This is a genomic window from Clostridium sp. CM042 (genome assembly GCF_055080995.1).
Genome location: NZ_CM143646.1, coordinates 680548 through 704160 on the forward strand (window position 1 = coordinate 680548; position 23613 = coordinate 704160).

The window sequence follows — 23613 nt, forward strand, 5'->3', positions numbered from 1 at the left end:
TAAGTGTAGAAAGAGGTTATATCACTAGTAAAGGAAGGTGTTTTCATATGAGTAGATTTTTTAATAACAAGGAAATAGAATTATTAGCTCCCGCAGGAACTTTCGAAATTTTTGAAAAGGTTATTCACAGCGGTGCTGATGCTGTATATTTGGGTGGTAAAAAATTAAATATGCGTATGCATAGAAAAGACTACAACCTGTCAAATGATGAACTAGAAAAAGCAATCACTATTGCTCATTCTTTAAATAAAAAAGTTTATGTAACAGTAAACAATCTTTTTAGTCAGCAGGATTTAAAAGATGCAGAGGAATATCTAAAATTCTTAGAAAAAGCTGGACCAGATGCTTTAATTATTCAAGATTTTAGCATATTAGAATTTATCAATAGTTTAAATTTAAACCTAACTATCCATTCATCTGTAATGATGAATGTTCACAACTTAGAAACTATTAAAGCACTTCGAGATTGTGGAATTACTAGGATTGTTGCGTCCAGGGACATGGATTTACAAACCATAAAGAACTTGCATTGCCAAACCGATATGGAATTCGAATATTTTGCTCATGGAGATATGTGCATTGCCCATGGTGCTCAATGTTTGTACAGTGGCATGCTTTTCGGAAAAAGTAGTAATCGAGGACTTTGCATGAAGCCCTGCCGTTGGGATTTTACAATGAAACAAGATGGCCTAGCTTATCCTACAGAATATCCAATGGCTGTTAAAGATATGTATATGTATGAACATCTACCTGAAATGATTGAGGCAGGTATCCTCTCCTTTAAAATAGAAGGAAGAATGAAAGATGCAGATTATCTAGTTACCATGATTAATTACTACAGCGACGCTATAAATAGATATATTGATGACCCTATTTGCTATGATAGAAAAAAAGATGCCCAAAGTATTTATGGAACTCGCATTAGAGACTTATCTACCTGCAGTGCCTTTGGAACACCAGGGCTCTCAAATATCAATAGACGTTATGAAGGTACGGGGAAATTTTATAGCCATGGTAAAGTTTTTAGTAAGCCTGTAGAAGAAATCGAAATTAGTAAAGAAACGGTAGAACAAATCAAAACCCTTTTGAAGGAAAAAACTTCTCTAGCACAGAAACCTAATCTAAGTGTAAAAGTCAATTCCTATTCACAAGCTAAAGTAGCAATAGAGGTCGGTGTAGACGCAATTTATTTATCAGGAGAAGTTTTTGCACCAAACCTTCCTTTTAGTAAGAGTGAAATACTTAAGTTAACTAAAGACAAAAGAAATACAAAGATATATCTAGGTTTCCCAAAAATGATGTTTGAAGCGGATTTTTCAAAATACAATCATTTACTTAATGAAAATAATCTAGGACTTGATGGCTTATTAGTAACCAATTTAGGAGCTATTCATAAATACAAATCATTAGGACTTGAGCTTATTGGTGATTATTCTTTAAATATTTATAATCAATATGCGGCTAGTTTCTACGAAAATCAAGGGTTATCTATTGCTACTCTTTCTGTAGAGACACCACTGCTAGACGCTAAGGAGGCTATTGCTAAATCACCAATTCCTATTGAAATCATAGTTCACGGTTCTCCAACAGTTATGTATATGGATCATGATTTATACGAGAATACCAAAGTTTTAGAGCCTGCTTTATGTGAGAATAATTCTCACGTTGATAACAATGTGTTAGTTTTAGTTGATGAAAAAAAACATGAACACCCAATATACCGAGATAACTATGGCAGGAATCATATGACGCTTTATAAAGAGCTTTGTTATCTTCCCTTTTTAAAAGAACTTAATGATATTGGCGTAAATCATTTTAGAATTGAAGCTTGTCATTATGATACTAATAATCTACGAAAAGTTTTAAGTATTTACAGAGAAGCCCTTAATGACTTAAGCAAATGCGAGGACTTATTCCATTCCCTAAGTCCTAGTGATGCTGGATTTACTCTTGGAGCTTTTCAATTTAATTAATGAAGGAGGTATAATATTGTCTAATTATATAGGTCCAGAAAAAATTATTCAAAAGAAAAAAGAGTTTCTTTTTCCCTGTTCACAGCATTTTTATAAAAGCCCTCCCCAGATTGTACGTGGGGAAATGCAGTATTTATTTGATTCAGAAGGTAAAAAATATCTTGATTTTTTTGCAGGGGTTTCTGTTGTCAATTGTGGTCATTGTAACCCGGAGATTTTAAGTGCAACAATAGAACAAATGAAAATTCTTGAGCATACAAGTACAATATATTTAACTCAGCCAATAGTTAATCTTGCTGAAAAGCTTTCATATGTATTACCTGGGGATATTAAGCATTCCTTTTTCTGCTGTACGGGTTCTGAGGCTAATGAGGGTGCTCTTTTACTTGCTAGACTTTATACAGGAAGAAATGAATTTATTTCATTGAATAACAGCTTACATGGTCGAACTTATTTAACTATGAGTGCTACAGCAATCCCTATGTGGAGAGCAGACCCTATGCTTTCTGATTGTGTTACTTTTGTCCCCAATGCTTATGACAAAGAGAAAAGCATTGACGCAGCAGCTACAGAGTCCTTAGAATCTATAGAAAAGGTAATTGAGGCTAAAGGGCCAGATAAAATCGCTGCTTTAATTGCAGAACCGGTACAAGGTAATGGAGGCATTATAACTCCACCTCAGTGGTACTTCAAAAAACTAAAAACTCTACTTGAAAAACACGGAATATTATTAATTATAGATGAAGTTCAAACAGGATTTGCAAGAACGGGTAAGATGTTTGCCATAGATCATTATGATATAGTTCCAGATATAATTACAGTGGCAAAAGCTCTTGGAAACGGAATACCTATATCGGCTTTCTGTACAAATGATAAAATTGCAGCAGCATTTACTAAAGCTTCCGCCTCTACTTTAGGTGGAAATCCAGTAGCTGCAAGTACTGCTATAGCGGTACTTGATTACATTGAAAAGAACAATTTATGCATAAACTCAGAAAATTTAGGAATGAAATTAAAAGACGGCCTTCTTAAACTTAAGGAAAAGTACCCAATAATTTATGATGTTAGAGGTATCGGACTTATGTTAGGCGTTGAACTGTTAAAAGAAAATGGTGAACCAGCGTTTAAAGAAACTGACTTTGTATTAGAGATGTTAAAGGATGAAGGTATTCTTTTGGGCAAAAATGGAATAGGCAGAAATGTGCTAGCTTTCCAGCCACCTCTTGTTATAACAGAAAATGATGTAGATTTTATGATAGATAAATTAAATTTAGCTTTGAGCCATTTATGTTAGCTTCCACGTGCTAATGTAATACAAATATATTCATTAATGACATATTTGCATAAAAAACTAAGTCTTAACTTTTAAGACTTAGTTTTTTTTTGTGGTTATGTGTTTGTATTGATGAAAAACAAATGATATATATTACATATCTCTAGGGTCTATATCATTAATCATTTTTGCAGTCCCCATTATGTACCATTTAACTTCCCTTTTTTCTACACTTGATACTTTACCAAGTATTCGAGATTTAGACATAAGTCCTGCAAGTGAACCTACAAATGAAGGTGTGTTCAATTGTACTTTCTTGATTTTTTTTACACTATCTTTGTCTTTAACTGTAGGCTCCTTAGGAATAGAGTTGTTTATTTCTTTGCTCGTTTTACCCTTTTCTTTACTGGTAGCCCCCAATTCTTCTAGTGTTTTATAGATTTTTTCCATCATATGTTTTTTTCTTTCAATACTTATGCTAGGACTTTCAACTTCTGTGTATTCTAGTGATCTTTTCATAATCATCGTTCCTTCCTTTAATTACAATAACCTAATAATGTGTTTATATCTATTATAACATGATTGTTAACACTTTTTTTAAAAATACTGAAATATAAAATAGTGCAACTAGTTACACTATTTCATTTCAATTAAATTATCCCAGTATTTCCTATGCCGTCCTTTGTATTCTTTCTATTAGAACTACTCGAAGAACAAGACGCATTATACTTTGCTGAATTAGATAATATTTCAAGTTTTTTCATTATATCCATTTCTATCGACTCACAAACGTTCGTTCTCACTTTATCACATTTTGTCCAATTTTAAAAGAGTTATTTACTAACAGTACTTGTTTTTGTACTCATTTAAATTATTTTCCGGTGTGATTATGGCTTTAAACTGGACATGAAGGGAATCTTATGCTACCTTTTATTTATGGTTCCTATAATACAATTGAGGAGGTGTTTTATGAAAATCGGTTATGATATTTATGATTCGCCTATTGGGCTGATCCATGTAGTTGTGAATGAGATTGGTGTTATAAAAGTAGAAATTTTCGAAGAAGATTGGGTAGAATACAAGAAGAAACATGAACCCATTCCCAAAGATAATGAGTTATGCAAGGAAGTTATAGTTCAGCTAGACGAATATTTCAAAGGAAAAAGGAAAAATTTCGATATACCTTTATCTATAGAAGGTACGCAGTTCAGAAAAAAAGTATGGAAAGCCCTTAGAGATATACCTTATGGCGAAACGCGGAATTATTTGCAAATTGCAGAATCCATCGGAAACTCTAAAGCTGTAAGGGCAGTAGGTCAAGCTAATAAATATAATCAATTGCCTATAATTATACCCTGTCACAGGGTTATTGGTAAAAGTGGAAATTTGGTAGGCTTTGCAGGTAATAGAACGCCTACGCAAAAATTACTATTGGAAATTGAAGGAATCAATTTCCAATAGTAATTTTTACACATTAATAACAAACATAGACATAGCCCTAATAATGGTTATGTCTATAATCTAATTTAAAATTTTTATCAAATACAATCCATCATCTAAAATGCTTAGTTCACAACTAAACTTAACACCCACATCAATCAGTTCAAAGCATACATCCCTTGTACTATCTATATCAAATAGGCACTTTCCCTTTTCATCTAACGCAATTACAGCATCCTCATGAATGCCTTCTCTCAATAGATTCTCTTTAACTTCTTTATTTAACATTTTAACGCCTCCAACTTAACCATAGAATTTGTAGTGTCGAAATTATTTTTTCTCAAATAATCTATTATCTAATCTGATACTAAATTTAAAAATTGTTTTATTCTTGGGTTAGTTGTGTTAATTAATAATTGCTTCGGAGTTCCCCTGTCAACAATGACTCCGTTATCCATAAATATTATATTGTCTGCTACTTCTCTTGCAAAACTCATATTATGAGTAACAACTACCATTGTCATACCTTCAAGCGATAGCTCTTTCATAACTTTAAGCACCTCTGCTTCAAGCTCAGGATCCAGTGCAGATGTTGGTTCGTCAAATAAAAGTACTGATGGTTCTATAGCCATAGCACGTGCTATAGCAACTCTTTGTTGTTGTCCTCCTGAAATCTCATGAGGATAACTGTTGCACTTGTCTAAAAGCCCAACCTTATCTAAAAGCTTAAGTGCTTTATCATGAGCTGTCTTCTTAGATTGCTTAAGTACAGTAACAAGACCTTCCATAATATTTTCCACCACATTCATGTGAGGAAATAAGTGGAATCCTTGAAATACCATTCCAGTATTTTTACGCATTGATATTATCTCTTTATCAGTTGGATTTTTGTTTTCACCAAACACCAATTCATTATTTCCAATTTTTATTGTTCCTTTGTTAGGCAGTTCTAACAAATTCATACATCTAAGAAGTGTGGTTTTACCCGAACCTGAAGGTCCTATAATAATAGTCGCTTCGCCTCTTACAATTCGCAAATCTATCCCTTTTAATATTTCATTATCTCCAAAGCTCTTGTGTAAATTTTGTATATTAATCATGAATTTCCTCCAATTACCTAGCAACATATTTTTCAAGATTTTTCTCTATCTTCTGTTGAATTGTAGATAGTATAGTACAAAATAATAGATATATAAAGGCTGCTTCACAGTACAATACAAGTGGTTCATATGTTGATGCAGTTATTCTTTGAGCAATCTGGAACATTTCCGTTAAAGTAATCGACGCAGCGAGGGATGTATCTTTAACAAGACTTATAAATGAATTTGACAGCGGTGGTACAGATACTCTAGCTGCTTGTGGCAAAATTATACGGATCAACGACTGAGTATGAGTCATACCAATCGAAGATGCTGCTTCCCACTGCCCCTTAGGTATAGATAGAATTGCAGCTCTAATTACTTCTGAATTATAAGCTCCAACATTTAATGTAAAACCTATAATTGCTGCTGGTAAAGCTCCCATCGTTATACCAGCAGCTGGTAATCCGTAGAATATTATAAATAACTGCACGAGAAGTGGCGTCCCTCTTATTATCCAAACATAAAAACTTGATATTAAAACTAATGATTTATGTTTGGATATACGTGCAAGCGCAGTTGCCATAGCCACGATTGAACCGAGTATGAAAGAAACCACTGCCACTGGAATGGTAAATTTCACACCAGCTATTAATAAAGGAAAAAAAGAATCTTTAATTATATTTAATATTCTTAGTGTTTGCACATCAAAATTCATCTTATCACCCTCTTATTTTGATACATCGCTGCCAAACCACTTATTTGAGATTTTTGAATAAGTACCATCTGCTTTCATATCAGTAAACGCTTTATTAACTGCATCTACTAATTCTTTATTTCCCTTTTTAAACATAATTGCACTTGGTTGTGCATTTCCTTCCTCATCAACAACTTTTATAGCAAGGTCTGGTTTTTGCTTTTTAAGATCAAGATAAGATAAACTGTCATTAACTGTGGCATCTACCCTTTTAGAACCCAAAAGGTCAATTGCTTGATTAAAGCTGTCAATTGGTTGAATTATCGCACCATTATCTTTTGCAATTTTAGATAAGTTACTCTTTAATGATTGAGCAGATTTCTTACCCTTCAAATCTTCAAATTTTTTGATAGTATTATCATCACTGTTTACTATAAGTACTGCTTTTGAAACTATATATGGTTCTGAAAAATCATATTTTTCTTGTCTATCTGGTTGAATTCCAACTAGATTTACTACCATATCAAATCTCTTTGCGTCTAGCCCAGCAAACATCCCATCCCACTTTGTTTCCACAAATTCTGGTTTTACGGAAAGACGTTTAGATACTTCCTCTGCAATTTCAACATCAAATCCAGTTAACTTTCCTGATTTATCATGGAAGCTATATGGTGCATATGTTCCTTCAGTACCAATTTGTATTTTTCCTTCACTCTTTATTTTTGATAATAGATCTTTAGATTCAGTATTTTTACTGCTACTTGTGGTGCATCCTACAAGTCCCATTGATGCTATTAGTAAAGTACTAATTAATATAGATATTTTTTTCATTTATTGCCCCCTAGTATTCCTATCGTTTTAGTAATGTATTGTATTTATAATACCATAGCTTTTCTTTTGTTGTCAATATATATTTTTAAGTTACTAAATTGAAGACTATTTACATATTATCACTATATTCATTTGTTTTGAAAACAAAAAAAAGCCCTGGTGAGCTCTTTTTTCATTTTCCCTATAATGAACAGCCATATTCAAAGCAATTCTTCGACTCTTTCATCCCTCTACAATCTATTTCAATAGATTGTTTAATTTTTCTAGATTCTAGTGAATTTAAATTGATTATTTCCACATACTCATCTTCTGCAAGTTGCCTTATGAATTCATATTCTTTTACATACATTAACCGGATTTTTTTGCCCTCTTTGCTTGAAGTTTGAGACTCTTTCTTATTAACTTTCATTTCAATTATATCCGCTTCAATTAACCTATCATCATCAATACCGATTCTAAGTTTATATGTATTAGCAACATTTTCATTCCAAGATTCTAGGTAAACCGCTTGCATTATCGTATTTTCACATTTTGAGCACTTGATATATAGTTCCTGTCCAGCTTTTTCTATGACTACTCTATTGTTATCACATGTTTTACACACGATAGTTCTATTCATATTTAACCACCTCCACTATTTGTATGTAATAATGCGGAGCTTTATTCTAAAAAATACTATAAGTTATTAATAGAAAAAAAGATAGCAAAACCTTATTATAAAGTTTTTACTATCTTTTTTAAATTAGAAAAACAAATCATTTATAATTTATTCATGATTCTCAAGGGTCACGAAGAGGTAATCATGGCAGAGCTTGGTTATATTCTTGCTACACCTGTTTCTTTTGCAGCTTTCGCAATTGCTTCTGCTACTTTTGTTGCTACACCTCTGTCTAACGCACTTGGAATTACATTGTTTTCGTTTAAATCTTCATCTTTTATATAATTTGCAATAGCATATGCTGCTGCAAGCTTCATTTCTTCGTTTATTTCTTTTGCTCTCACATCTAATGTGCCTCTAAATAACCCCGGAAATACAAGAACATTATTTACTTGATTTGGAAAATCAGAACGTCCTGAACCACATACTCTTGCGCCTGCTTTTTTAGCGACCTCTGGCATGATTTCTGGAGTTGGATTTGCCATTCCAAATACTATAGAATCTTTGTTCATGGATTTAACCATCTCAGTTGTTACTATTCCTGGTGCAGAAACTCCTATAAATACATCTGCATCTACTAATGCATCACTTAAGCTTCCTTTTATATTTTCTGGATTAGTTATTTCTGTAAGGGCTGTTTTTGCATCATCAATTTTTACCATTCCTCTATAAAGTACTCCTACTTTGTCACAGACAATTAGATTTTTCACTCCTGAGGAGAGTAAAAGCTTTGATATTGCTGTTCCAGCAGAACCAGCACCGTTTACAACAACCTTTAAATTCTCAAGCTTCTTTCCGACTACTTTACAAGCATTGATAAGACCTGCAAGAACTACAATTGCTGTCCCATGTTGGTCATCGTGAAATACCGGTATATCTAATATTTTTTTAAGCTTATCTTCTATCTCAAAACATCTTGGAGCACTAATATCTTCTAAGTTTATACCCCCAAAACCTGGAGAGATAAGCTGTATTGTGCGAACAATTTCATCTACGTCCTTTGTGTCTAAACAGATTGGAAAAGCATCTACATTACCAAACTCTTTAAACAATATAGCCTTACCTTCCATAACCGGAAGTCCTGCTTTGGGTCCTATATCTCCAAGACCTAGAATAGCAGTGCCATCAGTAACCACTGCAACCATATTTCCTTTAGCAGTATATTTATATACATTTTCATTATTTTCATGAATTTTCTTACATGGTTCTGCAACACCAGGAGTATATGCAAGTGCCAAATCATCTTTTGTTTCTATTTTTATTTTTGATATTACTTCAATTTTACCGATATGTTTTTCATGCAGTTTTAAGCTTTCTTCAAAATAATTCATTCAATATTTCTCCTTTTGCTAAATTATTTATGCAGTTTTAGTTAATTCTTTATTTTCATTATTAAATACATCAACGTCTAATTCCCCTTCTTGCTTAGCTATTATAACAGTACAAATAGCATCTCCAGTAATATTGACAACCGTTCTGCCCATATCTACCAATCTATCTACACCCATTATAAGGCCGATCCCTTCTAATGGAAGACCTACAGCTTGAAATACCATAGATAGCATTATGATGGAAGCACCAGGGACGCCGGCTGTACCTACAGACGCAATAGTTGAAGTTAGAACTACTGTTAACATCATATTTAGTGTAACAGGAATACCATATGCTTGAGCTACGAAGAATGTTGCTACCCCTTGCATGATAGCAGTCCCATTCATATTAACTGTTGCACCTAATGGAATAGTGAAAGCAGCAATTCCCTTTGAGACCCCTAATTCTTTTTCACATGTATCCATATTTACTGGTACTGTAGCATTACTACTAGCTGTTGAGAAAGCTACAGACATAACTGGGAAGAATTTTTTGTAAAACTTTTTTATAGATAACCCAGTAAAACTTTTTAAAAGACTTGCATATCCTAATATTGAGATAAGTAATAGACCCAAATATATTGTAAGAATATATTTCATTAAAGGCATCATAGCTACATACCCTACAGTAGCAAAGGTTTTAGCTATAAGCCCAAATACACCTATAGGTGCAAATGTCATAACGATTTCTACTAATTTCATTATTAAATCATTTAGGCTTTCAAGTAAATTAATTAAGGGCTGACCTTTTTTACCTAATAAAGATAAGCCTATACCAGTTAATACAGCAACCACAATAATTTGAAGCATATTTCCTTCAGACATAGCTAAAATTGGATTGCTTGGCACCATTTCATATAACGTTTGTACCAATGGAGTTTTAACAGCAATTGTAGTTTTCACTGCTTTTGCAGCTGTTAAATCCAACCCTGATCCCGGTTTTATAAAATAACCTAAGACTAGCGCAATAACAATAGCTATTGCTGTAGTTGATAGATAAAAAGCTACAGTTTTACCCCCGACCCTACCTAATTTCTTTATATCTCCCATACTGGCCGCACCATTTGCTAAAGAAATAAATACTAGTGGAACTACAAGCATCATTATTCCTCTTAAAAAAAGTTGACCTACTAATTGGAAAACACCATTTATTAAAATAGTATCTTTAAAAAGTCCATTAGGCAATTGAAAAACAATAATTCCAGTTATTGCTCCTAATGCTAGAGCAATAAGGATCTTAGTTGTCAAACTTATCTTTTTTTTACTCATACAAAACCCCTCCTTCATATATTTTTATTAGCTGGTCGTGAAATGTCACAACCAGCATAAAGACTACCTTTTTATATATTTAAATGGATGTAATCCACACATTTTGGATGTATATACATTGACAAGATATGTATACACTAAAAATGGATTTAGAAAGAAGGAGCATATCAGTAATCGTTTTCTCAGTGTTCACTCAATACGATTAGCCATTTTCGGAGTATATGCGGTACTAAGATTATTTCTAATCTCAATCTTCGAAACTAACTAAGCCTTTACTTTATTACTATAATGTATCCAATTTCACTATATAATAATAACACAAGTAATACTTAAATACATATTATTGTTTACATTTAACTAAAAAAATAATTTATATAGCCATTAAATGCTTTGCTGCTATTCCAGGTTCAGTCATTGCTATTGTATCTAGTATTTCATTAAGTTGTGCTTTCGTTAAAATACTCTCTTTAAGTACCAATTCACTTACAGGCTCGCCTGTTGAAATCGCTCTATCTGCAATTTTTGCAGCTGCCTTATAGCCTACATGAGGTACTATTGCTGTAATTATACCTACACTATTATCTACTAAGTATTTGCACCTTTTCCTATTAGCCGTAATACCTGCAATACAATTTTCTCTAAGGGTATTAACTCCGTTCCCTAGTGTTTCTATAGATTCATACAAGTTATAGAATATAACTGGTTCAAATGCATTTAATTCTAATTGTCCGGCTTCTGCTGCCATAGTTATAGTAATATCATTGCCTATTATATTGAAAGATATTTGACTCATAACTTCAGGAATTACAGGATTTATCTTTCCTGGCATTATTGAGGATCCATTTTGTTTTGCTGGAAGATTGATTTCTCCAAAGCCTGTTCTAGGACCTGAAGACATTAATCTTAAGTCATTTGACATCTTGGATAGACTTACTGCACAACTTTTAAGAGCTGATGAAACGTCCACAAAAACATCTATATTTTGTGTTCCATCTACTAAGTCTTCTGCTTGATGTAAATCTAGATTAACAACATCATTAATTGCTGGTACGATTTTTTTAAAATATCCTGTATCCACATTTATTCCTGTTCCTATAGCTGAAGCGCCCATATTTACACTCTTTAGACCTTCACTGGCTTTTTCTATCCTATCAATATTTCTTTTTATTGCTGAGCTATATGCATGGAATTCCTGGCCTAATCTAATAGGTACAGCATCTTGCATTTGAGTTCTTCCCATTTTAATAACATCATCAAATTCTTTAGACTTTTCAATAAGCACATCATCAAGTTTTCTTAACTCCTCTAATGTTTTTGGAATAAGTTTTAGGGCTGTCATCTTGCCTGCTGTTGGGAATACATCATTTGTAGATTGTCCCATATTTACATGATCATTTGGATGAACTTTATCATACGCTCCCAATTTACCGCCCAATATTTCATTTGCTCTATTAGCAATTACTTCATTTGCATTCATATTACCCGATGTACCTGCTCCACCTTGAATAGGATCAATTATAAATTCATCATGTAATTTACCAACTATTATTTCATCACATGTTTCTACTATAGCGTCTCTGATCTTTTTACTCATTAATCCAGCTTCATTATTTGCAATAGCTGTCGCTTTTTTTACTTGTGCAAGGCTAACTATTAAATCTTTGTGCATCCTTCTACCTGTAATATTAAAGTTTTCTGCCGCTCTTAATGATTGAACGCCGTAATATGCTTCGACAGGTACATTCTTAGGGCCCACAGAATCGCTTTCCACCCTGGATTTTTGCATGTTTTCATTCATAATATTTCCTCCTTGTTTACTATAATATACTAATAATACCCTTCAAAAGAAATTTTGTCAAATTAATATCTATGTTTTTAAGTATCGCAAGTAATTGTTTAAACTAAATTAAGCTTGGTTTTTTTCTTTATATTTATTGATTTATGGTGCTTTAAAGCATTTAAAACTGAAAATTAATTCTTAATATACCTAGGATTATTTCGAATACATCCTTTTGTTTGAATATTTTGAATATTGTTTATTTTGCATGATTGCCGTTAAGTTTAATTTTACATTTGCTCTCCAACCGATACTACACATAAAAAAATAAGTACCTCAAGGGTACTATGATAAGACCGGAAGTTAACTCCTTGCTACTAGGAGTTTTTTGATATTTACAGGCAGATAACATCACAATGAATTAATTAACCTGTTAATAACTCATATTGTAATTGTTTACTTGATACATTTACAATTATTTAATACTTACTAAATGCATCTCCATTACCCAAATATAATGCGGAAGCCTAGTATGTACTTTTAGCAGATGATAAAGCTGTATTGGCATCTGCATAAGCAACTACAGCCTGACTTGGATACATTGATACAAATGTTAGTTCAAGTCTATTTAAATTTTTGCCCCATATAGTATATGACCTAATGGTAACTGAAATTGCTGTTTTTACATTGATTTTTTCTACAATTAATTTTTTAACAATCGTTATCAGTAAATTTTTTACCGCTTTTTTGTATTTCATCTTGAATCATTGAGAAATCCTCATATGATAATATATTACCATTTTTCGTTATAATATCATCATAAGTATTTATTTCTTGTTGTGTCACTTTAGAACTATTTAAGTTATTTGCAACTGTACTAGTTTGGGCAAACACAACTGAATTTGATAACGCGGCTATTAATAGTGTCGCTAATATATAATGTATTATATAGGTATAAATCATGCATAAATGGAGTGTATATTCTCAATTAGACACTCATTTATGCAGTTAAATAGTATATACTGACATACATTAAAGCAACTATGAGTATATAAGCTCTATATAGATAATCGAGTAGGAGGTAGATAATTAATTTATCTACCGACCTCTCACACCACCGTGCATACCGTTCGGTACACGGCGGTTCAATAAGAATTTCCTAATTATAAATATTTTTCAGTTAATGTTATAAACCCTTGTTCTTTAAGGTATTTATTAGTTAGAGTTCTTGTTAAAACTGGGCTATGGGATATTCTCCAATAGCCTTTTCTTGTATTCGCATACTCCCAAGCCTTGTATTCATTGATACCAAGCCTTTTGAGATTATCATGTTTTGTTTTAATTCTCTTCCATTGTTTCCAATAGCATAAGCGAATCCTTCGTCTTAGCCACTCATCTAAGGTTTTAAGTGTGCTTTTCATATCTGCTAATTTAAAATAATTTACCCATCCAACTATAACTTGTCTTAGTTTAATAGCACGAAGCTCCATACTCATAGCATTACTTCTTCCTGTTATTTCTTTAAGCTTACATTTCAGTTTCTTAACAGAATTTTGATGTACCCTTATTCCCATTTCACCTTTTTTCGGATAAAATGTAAATCCTAAATACTTCAACTTCCACGGTCTATCGACCTTGCTCTTGTCTTTATTGACTTTGAGTTTCAAACCCTCTTCTATAAACCTTGTTATACTTGCCATTACTCTACATGCTGATTTCTTTGATTTTAAATAAATATTACAGTAAGTAAACCAAGGGAACTTCACCCTTAGTTTCTCTCAGAACCGTACGTGAACCTCTCAGCTCATACGGCTCCCATCATTCAGTCGTTGGTAATATTCCCATTTTCCAGTGTGCAAACAAATTTCTATCTCTTTTCGCAATACTTCCCAACCAATATTCTGCTCTTCGTTTATGTTTTCGTTTCTTATACTTTCTTCGAACCCATTTTACTAAAGCATTATTGATATATCTTAATACTGAATACATTTCCGTTTTATAGAAATGTGTATAATAGTTAATCCACCCCTGTATCTTTTTATTAAACATACTTGATATATCCCACAAGTCTTTATCTACCTTCAACTGTACTCTCCAACTTCTTACTTCTTTCCTAATTCTTTTCTTTGCATTATCTGCTATCGCTGGTAAGAAACTTGTAAAATACTTTCCATATTTACTTTTTGCGCCTCTAGGCTTAAATGTATACCCTAGGAAGTCAAATGATATATTTGGATAATCTCCCTTTCTATCATCATCTTTACAGTATACAATCTTTGTTTTATCAAGGTTCAGTTGCAATCCGTATTCTTCGAACCTTTCTTGCAACCGTCTTTGTAGATATTTAGCCTGTTTTAGGGATACACAGTGTGCTATTCCATCATCTGCGTATCTTGCCCACGGAATTGTTTTGAATTCTTTTGTTATAAAATCATCAAACACATAATGTAAAAACAGATTCGCAAGTACTGGACTTATGACACCCCCTTGCGGAGTTCCAGAGATTCTTGGCACTAGTTTTCCCGTTTCCATTTGAAATGGTGCAGTTAACCACCTTTGAATATATAGAATAATCCATTCTTCATTTGTATGTTTTTTTACCATTTTAATTAAAATGTCATGTTTGATATTATCAAATAGTCCCTTTATATCAAATTCAAGGACCCAATCTTTCCTCCAACACCTTTTTCTTGTAACATCAAGTGCCTGTATTGCAGATTTATTAGGTCTATATCCGTAGGAATCCTCATAAAACATAGTCTCTACTTCTGGTTCAAAGTATAGTTTAACTAGCATTTGTGCAATTCTATCCTCAACAGTCGGTATCCCTAGTAATCTAGTTCCTCCACTTTTCTTTGGAATTGCAACTGCTTTTACAGGTTGGGGAAAGTAACTTCCTGATGACATCCTATTCCAGATTTTATATAGATTATTTTTCAAGTTCTTTTCAAAATCTTCAATTGACTGTCCATCAACTCCATATGTTCCCTTGTTTGCTTTCACCTTTTCGTAAGCTGTAACTACAGCTCTTTTAGAAATATTAAACGGCTTTGTTTCCATCATAAGCTCCTCCTCCTTTTCAAAGTTGACTTATTTCTGAAACTGAATAACTTGAAGTCCTTTGCTCCACTTCCATTACAGAAGTTTCTTCACTACTACGACCCAATCTGCCCCTATGCTTGCATCGATACTCTTTTCTCACAGTTCTTCTGCTTGAAATACTCTCTTAACATCAAGCCGTAGGTTCCCACGTTCCATACAAATGCCCATACTAAAGTCATGCCACCTTTATGCCGCCCACCGCCTAGCCAGTAAACAGGTTTCCTCTAGGCTTATCCCAAGTTAACGACTACCCCCTGGTTTTGATGGAGTCTCTACGCTTTCGACATTTTCGTAAGTGATTCACATGCTCGTTCATCTCTTTAGTACATACTTGACAGATTTACCTCTGCCTTTTCCTTAACGCTAAGCACCATAACTTTTGATTACAGCACCTTAAGGTAGTTTGAAATCTCCACCTGCATGGCGATTTCGGAGGACCTTCCTCCATCATCTGTATAGCACAGCTATATTAATCAACTCTTGCGAGTTGATTACCACGCTTTCGTGGCGCACAATCATCAGCATAACGACAGAAGTGTAATCCGCGCTTTTCTAATTCTTTATCCAGCTCATTTAACATGACGTTACTGAGTAATGGTGAAAGATTGCCACCTTGCGGTACGCCTTTTTGTGAGGTATTAAAAATGCCTCTTTCCATTACTCCTGCTTGAAGATATTTTCTTATAAGGGCTATTACCCTAACATCTTTTACTTCTTTATAAAGCAAGCCTATTAATTTATCATGATTTACAGTATCGAAGTATTTCTCCAAATCAATATCTACTGCCCACTTGTAACCTTTATCCATGTATTCTTTGCATTTTTGAATTGCTTGGTGTGCACTTCTGTTCGGTCTAAATCCATAACTATTATCTGAAAATTTCTCTTCAAATATTGGATTTAAAACTTGAGCGATAGCTTGTTGTATTACTCGGTCTACAGCTGTTGGTATTCCTAGTGGTCGTTTCTTTCCATCAGGCTTAGGTATTTCTACTCGCCTTACTGGATTAGGTTTATAACTACCTTCCAATAATGATTGCCGAAGGCTGGCGCCATTTTCTTTCAAGTATTGTAGAAGTTCATCTACCTTCATACCATCAACTCCATGACTACCTTTATTGGCTCTAACTTTCTTAAATGCTTGATTTAAGTTTTTTCTGTCAATAATCCTTTCAAACAGTCCATTGGTATATTTATTTTCGGCGTTCTGTCGCTTTTCTATCGTCAATGAAATGCTCGGCGCTCCTACATACTCTTCGAGTTCCACTCTATCCTTTTGTAGGTAACCTTCATTATGAAGTTGTCTGCTGTTATCACATTTCTCTGTGTTTTTCAAAGTTTCAAAACCTCCTATCGTTCAGTCCTTCACCTAAGGTTCATGAACCTTCTGCTACTATGACCTCTGCTGACTTCTTAGATTTCAGCTTTACATCACTGCAAAGGTTGTTACTTCAGAATTCATTTCCATAACATTTATCTAAGACCTCCCCAGGTAAGAACGCAATCTTTCACTCCATCTATCTGCTACATTTACACCACTTGTTTCGAATAGTTTTGGGCTTCGTTTTGTATGGCAAACTAACCCACAAGCAACTGCCTTATATGTAGTTTCTGTTCGTCAGACCAGAGTTTTGCCGCCGACTTCCTTCAGATTCCACGTCACCATGGACACCCTTGACTTAAGCTATGCACTTGGCACTATCAACCCGTGCTAGGGACTTTCACCCTTTAGATTGCGCCCATGCTGGGCGCACCATAACGAATGACGTGAAAATTCAATTTCACGTCATTCAACTTTAATTACTTTTACAACGATGTTCATGATAAAGATAATAATTTTTTTTAAAAGCCATCTGAGCTCAGATGGCTTTTTTCTTTTGGTTCACTATAACCATTATTATGTAGAATGATTATAATGTACAATATTGAAATTTAATATTGCACATTATAATCATTTACAAAGCCATCATTTTTATTAAAAATCTTAGAAGTTTTTTTTGTAGTTAAATCATAATAATATATGGCCCTAGTTTTTTCCACATGTTGTCCATCATCTAAAAGCACTTTGGAATCAGAAGTAATTGCTAAAAAGTAAAATCCTTTCGCATTTAATGAAAAAATTGGATGAGACGCTATATAATCCATAGTAGATTTTATAACAAGTTTTTTACTTGAATTATTTAAGTCCACAAGGTAAATTTCATTTATGGGTGTAGCCCCACTAACTGAAACTAAGGCAGTACTACCATTTTTAGATACAGAGATATTATTAATAAATCCTTTAATTTGGAACAATTCTTTGATTTTATTCCCATTTTCATCATATTCGATGATTTTATTAAGAGGTATATCGGGGAGATGGGAATTATTAAAATCTTCTATTGAAGATTCAATAGAATAGAGTTTATGAGTAAATTGATTATACTCTAGACTAAATACATCTGAATCAGTTTCTTCTTTATAACAAACGGTTAACTTATTATTTGATAAATTTAATATAGCTATACTATTGTTGCTATGATTTGGTTGTCTGGCTCTACAAAATATTTTATTATCACCTAAACAAAACATATCTATTTTTATATTTTCAGTTAATTGAATACTATCAGAAGAATTACCATTTGTTTTTACTTTGTATAGATTATAGTTACCATTTACCTTGTTGGTATAATATAAGCCGCTTCCATCTTTTGCCGCCAAACCATCCGAATAGCCGTTGTTTTCTTTAGAATAAATTGTTTTATATGTATTATGCTTAAAATCATATTTATAATAATAAGTCTTGGTATTAGTATTGTACATTATTATCATAAAAGGATTCTTAGTATTGTAGTATTTAAAATATATACTAACAATAAGTATTAAACATATACCTGTTGTTATCACTATTTTTTTCATATAAATCTCCTTATTTAGTTAATATGATATTTAAATATGGCGGACTCTTTATGAATTCGCCTATATTTAAATTTATATATGAAAATAATATCCAGTGAAAGAACCATAATCATGATCCTTAGAGTCATATCCAGCTGCTACTCCGAAATATTCCATTTCAGGTAATCTTATATCTAAAACCACACTTGGTAAAGCACCCCAGTCTTGTTTGCTAAGAAGATCCATTTTATCGTTGCCAGGATTAGATGATCCGTGTGTACCTTTATATGCATATATCTTTGTACCATCCACTGGATTATCCAAAACTCCTTTTGTTGCATAATCTTTTGGCTTCAAGACTTGTCCATTATCTCCAAAATAATCATTAAACCAAGTGATTTTACCGACTGGCGACCTATAACTTCCATAGGTTGGGAGTAAGTTAGGAACGACTGCATTAGTGTGTAGCGTTTCTGCATGGTGCATTTGTTTTAAGGGCTCCAAGAAATTTCTTTTCATTTTCTTCAAAACTCTTTTTATACTAATTTTTGTCACGAGAATCTGCATATCAGAAAATATTGGAATATCTTCATATAACATATCTAAGATTTCAGCCTCTATATTTATCTTGTCGATATATGGGTATTCCCATGAGTTCTCAAATAGCTTTTCTCTTTCTTTAAAATCTTGAGTACAATTTGGATGATATGAATAAGTTAACATTTCACCATATGTACTAGTATTCTTTATTACCTAACGTGTTAAGCAACCCTAATCCAGTATCATCAACTATTGTTATACTCTTAAAGTGATTATTCAACAAGGACTCATTACTTATTAAAGCTTCATTTTATAAATTTTAGATTTTAAAAAATACTTTCTTAATAAAAAATAAAAGTGAATCTTACCCCATAGCCATCAAGCTAAGCCACATTAAATAATATTGGATTATCACCAACTACAATATTTTACCATTAATTTTTCATTTGTGAATTTAAATGGTGTATTTTAAGTGCATACTAGTATTCAAATAATTTCATGGCACGCCAAAAAAACCACTATATAGTGGGAATATTCGCAATTTTGTTAAATTGGTTTATGCTGCAACTTTAGCCTGCGATGATGTTAATTTATAACAAACTCCAAGAATATCAAAAACAGTTTTCTTATCCTTTTTATGAGATTTCAGACCATTCCTAACTACATTTTCAAATATTAATTTTAAGGTATTAAAAACTTTATTAGGGAATTTGATAAACTCAAAATATAGACTATCAATATATTCATGAACTATTTCACAAGTCTTAATTTCACTGGCTTCAAGGCCTTTATTTTCTAATGCTAAAGTCCTCATTTTAAACATTACAGCAGAACTTATGAGTAGCAAAATAAGTTTTCCATAAAGCTGACATTGAAACCGTTCTATTTTAACTAACTTTACAACATGTATACTAAATATGGATTTCCACGTTTTAAAAATTATTTCCACCTGCCATCTTAAGCTGTAAAACTCATGAACCTGTTTTGCGCTTAAAACTTCTTCTGTAATATTGGTTATATAAATAGATATTCCTAATAATTCAATAGTATTATCACTTTTTTCTATGCCCTTCTTTTTAGCATTCTTCACAGACTTTTCTGTTCTTTTTTTTAATTGATCATTTGTTAGTTTATATAAAATAAGCCTTGTTTTTAGCGTCTTTTCCTTACCTACATAGACATCCTTAATTTCATAACGGTCACCCTCGCCCATCTGTTTCATTATGTCAGAAATGTAGATTCTTTTAAAAAAGCTTGATTTTTTAGGGGAACCATTCTTATAGTACTCTATATCCTTATTTTCTATATATACTGCTATATTAGGTTTGAGTCTTGATATGTAAAATGCTTCTCTATCTTCTATATCCAAAAAATCTTCAAAATTGAAGTATCCAAGATCTCTTAAAATAAGATCACCAGATTTGATAGTATCTCTTATTTTGCTCCCAAAAGTATTGTCACTTCCCGAACCAGCTCCTACTTGTACATTAAGAAGATTTCCAGATTTCAATTCATATTCTAGTTGTATTTTTACACCTGAAGCTTGAGAGCAGCCGCCAGACCCAGGATAAATATCTTTATAGCTTTCCGGTACTTGAAAAGCAGTAGAATCAAGTATTCTTATTCGTTTGTAATGTTCATCCCATACACTTGGTATACAAGTATTATTCGTTATTGTTTGGAGCAACAGATTCTCAAAAATCTTCTTTAAAAATTCAACACATTTTTCATTTAAACGTTGATCTAATGCTTGATTAGAAATAATTATTCCTATTTTTGCACTAAGTTTTGTACATAAGGTAACAAGTGTATTATTCGCAACCTCTGCATCCATAAAACAGCATAAGCAAATGAATTCCCATGCGCAAATCTTACCTTTTCTTTTCACAAAACCTGTTTCTCTCGCAATTTCTTCAATCTCCTCTTTTGAAAAACATCTTTTAATTTCAGCTGCAAAATGTTTCATATCTTTATCCAATTTTAAGTTTTCTTCTATCATTTGTAAATTACCCCCATTGATGTGTTTTTATTATCTTTTAAATGATAACATTTTTACAAATGGGGGGTTTTATTTTTATAGAATTCTCTTAGCTTGATGGCTATGGAATCTTACCCCTACATATGGGATAAAACTCACTCTTAATTACTAATTTACCTTTAAATTTAAAAGGATATCATTACTCCATTTTTCCTATGCCAATAATTGATTTACAAGGGGATTCACCTTCCTGCCATCATACTTTCCTTTTAACTTAGGCATAACAGCCTTCATAACCTTCCCCATGTCACCCTTTCCACTAAAGTGATTTTCGGCAATAACTTCACTGATAATTATTTTTGCTTCATCGTCACTTAATTGCTTGGGCATATAAAATGTGAACATTTCGATAGCGATTTCTGTTTCAGCTATAATATCTTCTTTACTCGCTTGTTTCGCATAACTAAGAGTTTCATTTAATTGTTTAATTGTTTTCTCAATAATACCAATTAACTCGTCGTCAGAAAGTTCTTTTTTCAAATCCATTTCTTTATATTTAACGTCAGCCATTAAAGTCCTTAAAGCAGTCAGTCTTACCTTATCCCTACTCTTCATATATTTAATAATATCGTCTTTAAATGTTTGTTTTAACATATATGTTGCCTCCTAAATAATTCAGTATTTTTTAACAAGTTATCTTGTTTCTTTATTAAAACTATACTTATATATACATTATACTCTTATAATCTCACTTTAACGACATTTCAGAAGGAAAGTTTCCCAATTTTTTAATCTAATATTAATTATATGCCCTATTCCAAAATTCTAATTCATACATGCATGATTTCATAAAAATAGCTAATAGTTTTTTCTTTTCTACCTCATCTATGTCCTTGCATAAATCATTTATATAACCCAGCCAGTCATTAGTGAATTTTTCAAAATCTTCAGAAGCGTATTCTTCAATCCAAGGATTGAAAAAATTCCCCTCTAGCTTATGTCCATAAGTCTTTTTAATATATTTGCCTATGTAGCTATAACTCCACGTACACGGCATAGTAACAAGGGCAATCTCCTTTAAATCTCCAGTAAGCGCGACACCTTGCATATAGCTTGTATAACTTGTAGTTATTAACTCATATTCACATTTTTCCGTTTCTTTATCAGTTAATCCAAAGCCTTCTAAATATTTTATATGAACAGCTGTTTCATCCTCCATAATTCCTCTTATTGAATTATAATAAAATTTCATCTCGTCCATATTTTTTGCCTTAATTAACCCTACAGAAAATACCTTTGAATATTCTTTTAAATATAGATAATCCTGTATAAGATAGTTTTTAAACTTTTCCTTATCTAAGGTACCTTCTCCTATCTCCTTTATAAATGGATGCTCTAAATATGAATTCCAAAATTCCTTTACCTCTTCAAATATATAATCTGTAAATTTCATACTATTCCACCCTTCTATCGTCATTTAATTTCTCAAACAGTTCTAAGCCCAAAAATGTCTATATTCCATAATGGAATATAGACGTACAGTTTACTCTTAAAAACATTATATAGCTTTACTACTATATAATGTTTTTAATAAGCTTCCCTACGCTGGTATTATCCAAATCAGGTTTAAGGGTCAATAGTAAAACTATCTCTCAGCATAAGGCACCCCTAGCAAATATTCTATTTTCTTTTATTATAACCCTATGTAACCGCTTGTCAACAAAACTTTGTAGTTTTTTTACTAAACAACTTAAAAATAACATGTATAACCTTACATTATTCTATGCTATTTTCTAAGGAAGATCATTCAATGTTTTAAATTCATATCCCTGACTTTTCCACTCTTTAATCAGACTGTCGAGTATTTTTGCATTGGTTTCTGAAACTGCATGCAGTAAACATATCATTCCAGGTTTCGTTTCTTTTAAAAGATTTTTTTTTGCTGTTTCAGGGTTTGGCTGGTTCTTAGGGTCATAATCTTTATAAGCAAGTGTGAAAAAAACTGATTTATAACCAAGCTTTTGAGTGTAATAAAGAGAAAGTTCACTGAAGTCACCCATAGGCGGTCTAAAAAACTTCGACATTTTTAAACCAGAGATATTATTCACAGTAGTTTCGTTTTCTGTAATCTCTGAATTAAAATCCGTTTCATTGGTTATAGAAGGCATAGATTTATGATGCACCGAATGATTTCCTATAATATGGCCTTCATCCATCATTCTTTTTACAAGATCAATATCTTTTGTACCATTAAAAGAACCCGTTACATAGGGTTTTGTTACAAAGAAAGCAGCTTTAACATTGTTAGCTTTTAAAGTATCTAGAATACTTGTTGTATAGCCATTCTCATATCCTTCATCAAAAGTTAGGTAAATTACTTTTGATGAAGTTTCGCCAAAAGCATAAGCATGGTATTTCGATAATAATGTTGAGTTATCTCTTGGTGAATAAGCCCATGACCAGTTAATAGTTTTTGTCTGTAGACTTGAACTATTATCTAATATAATTGGGGAAAATAGTTTTGAACTAATATTAGACTCACTATTATCTTTTAAAGTTGATTTAGAGTTTGTATTTCCATTACTATCCGTTTTAAGACTACTATTTGTTTGCTTTGCATTACTTAAATTTATCTGATTTTGATTTTGTCTGTCATTTGCACAACCACAAAGCGCAAGTGTTAATACTATTAATAACGATATTTTTTTAAATTGCAATTAGATCACCTCTATGTATATTTTAATATACG

The 23613-nt window shown here is 32.4% G+C and carries 24 protein-coding genes and 1 riboswitch; of the genes, 3 read left to right on the forward strand and 21 right to left on the reverse strand.

Features of this window, described 5'->3' with window-relative positions; all coding sequences use genetic code 11:
* The first annotated feature begins 47 nt into the window (after window positions 1–47).
* Window positions 48–1973 carry a peptidase U32 family protein gene (locus tag ACWJJ7_RS03225; RefSeq protein ID WP_462963910.1) on the forward strand — a complete coding sequence of 642 codons (1926 nt, stop codon included), beginning with the start codon at window positions 48–50 and terminating at the stop codon, window positions 1971–1973.
* 16 nt (window positions 1974–1989) lie between these two features.
* Window positions 1990–3267, forward strand: coding sequence for an aspartate aminotransferase family protein (locus ACWJJ7_RS03230; protein ID WP_462963911.1), 1278 nt, complete (start codon window positions 1990–1992; stop codon window positions 3265–3267).
* A gap of 132 nt (window positions 3268–3399) precedes the next feature.
* Here ACWJJ7_RS03230 and ACWJJ7_RS03235 read toward each other — a convergent pair whose 3' ends face one another.
* Together ACWJJ7_RS03235 and ACWJJ7_RS03240 are read right to left on the reverse strand one after the other, a co-directional pair.
* Window positions 3400–3765 (reverse strand): hypothetical protein, encoded by a 366-nt coding sequence (locus ACWJJ7_RS03235; protein ID WP_462963912.1) that lies wholly within the window; start codon window positions 3763–3765, stop codon window positions 3400–3402.
* Window positions 3766–3896: 131 nt separating this feature from the next.
* Complete coding sequence (locus ACWJJ7_RS03240) at window positions 3897–4019, reverse strand: hypothetical protein (protein ID WP_462963913.1); 123 nt, start codon at window positions 4017–4019, stop codon at window positions 3897–3899.
* Window positions 4020–4215: 196 nt separating this feature from the next.
* Here ACWJJ7_RS03240 and ACWJJ7_RS03245 point away from each other — a divergent pair, with 196 nt between their 5' ends.
* Window positions 4216–4707: a methylated-DNA--[protein]-cysteine S-methyltransferase gene (locus ACWJJ7_RS03245; protein WP_462963914.1), complete on the forward strand. Its 492-nt coding sequence runs from the start codon at window positions 4216–4218 to the stop codon at window positions 4705–4707.
* A 60-nt stretch (window positions 4708–4767) separates the two neighbouring features.
* Here ACWJJ7_RS03245 and ACWJJ7_RS03250 read toward each other — a convergent pair whose 3' ends face one another.
* From ACWJJ7_RS03250 to ACWJJ7_RS03340, 19 genes are all read right to left on the reverse strand, one after another.
* Window positions 4768–4974, reverse strand: a complete 207-nt coding sequence (locus ACWJJ7_RS03250) for a hypothetical protein (RefSeq protein ID WP_462963915.1) — start codon at window positions 4972–4974, stop codon at window positions 4768–4770.
* Between the two features lie 68 nt (window positions 4975–5042).
* Window positions 5043–5786, reverse strand: coding sequence for an amino acid ABC transporter ATP-binding protein (locus tag ACWJJ7_RS03255; protein WP_462963916.1), 744 nt, complete (start codon window positions 5784–5786; stop codon window positions 5043–5045).
* A gap of 13 nt (window positions 5787–5799) precedes the next feature.
* Complete coding sequence (locus ACWJJ7_RS03260; RefSeq protein WP_462963917.1) at window positions 5800–6483, reverse strand: amino acid ABC transporter permease; 684 nt, start codon at window positions 6481–6483, stop codon at window positions 5800–5802.
* A gap of 12 nt (window positions 6484–6495) precedes the next feature.
* Window positions 6496–7293: an amino acid ABC transporter substrate-binding protein gene (locus tag ACWJJ7_RS03265; protein ID WP_462963918.1), complete on the reverse strand. Its 798-nt coding sequence runs from the start codon at window positions 7291–7293 to the stop codon at window positions 6496–6498.
* 181 nt (window positions 7294–7474) lie between these two features.
* Complete coding sequence (locus tag ACWJJ7_RS03270; protein WP_462963919.1) at window positions 7475–7912, reverse strand: hypothetical protein; 438 nt, start codon at window positions 7910–7912, stop codon at window positions 7475–7477.
* 197 nt (window positions 7913–8109) lie between these two features.
* Window positions 8110–9282 carry an NAD(P)-dependent malic enzyme gene (locus ACWJJ7_RS03275; protein WP_462963920.1) on the reverse strand — a complete coding sequence of 391 codons (1173 nt, stop codon included), beginning with the start codon at window positions 9280–9282 and terminating at the stop codon, window positions 8110–8112.
* A 27-nt stretch (window positions 9283–9309) separates the two neighbouring features.
* Window positions 9310–10590 (reverse strand): dicarboxylate/amino acid:cation symporter, encoded by a 1281-nt coding sequence (locus ACWJJ7_RS03280; RefSeq protein WP_462963921.1) that lies wholly within the window; start codon window positions 10588–10590, stop codon window positions 9310–9312.
* Window positions 10591–10960: 370 nt separating this feature from the next.
* Window positions 10961–12388 carry an aspartate ammonia-lyase gene (locus ACWJJ7_RS03285; protein WP_462963922.1) on the reverse strand — a complete coding sequence of 476 codons (1428 nt, stop codon included), beginning with the start codon at window positions 12386–12388 and terminating at the stop codon, window positions 10961–10963.
* A gap of 506 nt (window positions 12389–12894) precedes the next feature.
* A complete protein-coding gene (locus tag ACWJJ7_RS03290) occupies window positions 12895–13125 on the reverse strand; it encodes a hypothetical protein (protein ID WP_462963923.1) in 231 nt (76 codons plus the stop codon).
* Window positions 13079–13330 (reverse strand): hypothetical protein, encoded by a 252-nt coding sequence (locus ACWJJ7_RS03295; RefSeq protein ID WP_462963924.1) that lies wholly within the window; start codon window positions 13328–13330, stop codon window positions 13079–13081. The genes ACWJJ7_RS03290 and ACWJJ7_RS03295 overlap by 47 nt, the downstream gene beginning before the upstream one ends.
* Window positions 13331–13530: 200 nt before the next feature.
* Entirely contained in the window at window positions 13531–14067 is a 537-nt protein-coding gene (locus ACWJJ7_RS03300; protein WP_462963925.1) for a group II intron maturase-specific domain-containing protein, read from the reverse strand.
* 118 nt (window positions 14068–14185) lie between these two features.
* Window positions 14186–15430, reverse strand: coding sequence for a group II intron reverse transcriptase/maturase (gene ltrA / locus ACWJJ7_RS03305; protein ID WP_224578743.1), 1245 nt, complete (start codon window positions 15428–15430; stop codon window positions 14186–14188).
* Window positions 15431–15938: 508 nt separating this feature from the next.
* Window positions 15939–16805, reverse strand: coding sequence for a group II intron reverse transcriptase/maturase (ltrA, locus tag ACWJJ7_RS03310; protein WP_462963926.1), 867 nt, complete (start codon window positions 16803–16805; stop codon window positions 15939–15941).
* Window positions 16806–17401: 596 nt separating this feature from the next.
* Window positions 17402–18367, reverse strand: a complete 966-nt coding sequence (locus tag ACWJJ7_RS03315; RefSeq protein WP_462963927.1) for a hypothetical protein — start codon at window positions 18365–18367, stop codon at window positions 17402–17404.
* A 72-nt stretch (window positions 18368–18439) separates the two neighbouring features.
* Complete coding sequence (locus tag ACWJJ7_RS03320; protein WP_462964932.1) at window positions 18440–19096, reverse strand: DUF4135 domain-containing protein; 657 nt, start codon at window positions 19094–19096, stop codon at window positions 18440–18442.
* A gap of 346 nt (window positions 19097–19442) precedes the next feature.
* Entirely contained in the window at window positions 19443–20885 is a 1443-nt protein-coding gene (locus ACWJJ7_RS03325) for an IS4 family transposase (RefSeq protein WP_462962131.1), read from the reverse strand.
* Between the two features lie 192 nt (window positions 20886–21077).
* Complete coding sequence (locus tag ACWJJ7_RS03330; RefSeq protein ID WP_462963928.1) at window positions 21078–21518, reverse strand: GatB/YqeY domain-containing protein; 441 nt, start codon at window positions 21516–21518, stop codon at window positions 21078–21080.
* A gap of 145 nt (window positions 21519–21663) precedes the next feature.
* On the reverse strand, window positions 21664–22317 hold the full coding sequence (gene tenA / locus ACWJJ7_RS03335) for a thiaminase II (RefSeq protein ID WP_462963929.1): 654 nt from the start codon (window positions 22315–22317) through the stop codon (window positions 21664–21666).
* A 127-nt stretch (window positions 22318–22444) separates the two neighbouring features.
* Window positions 22445–22544, reverse strand: a riboswitch (TPP riboswitch).
* 113 nt (window positions 22545–22657) lie between these two features.
* Window positions 22658–23581, reverse strand: a complete 924-nt coding sequence (locus ACWJJ7_RS03340) for a polysaccharide deacetylase family protein (protein ID WP_462963930.1) — start codon at window positions 23579–23581, stop codon at window positions 22658–22660.
* Between the last annotated feature and the right edge of the window lie 32 nt (window positions 23582–23613).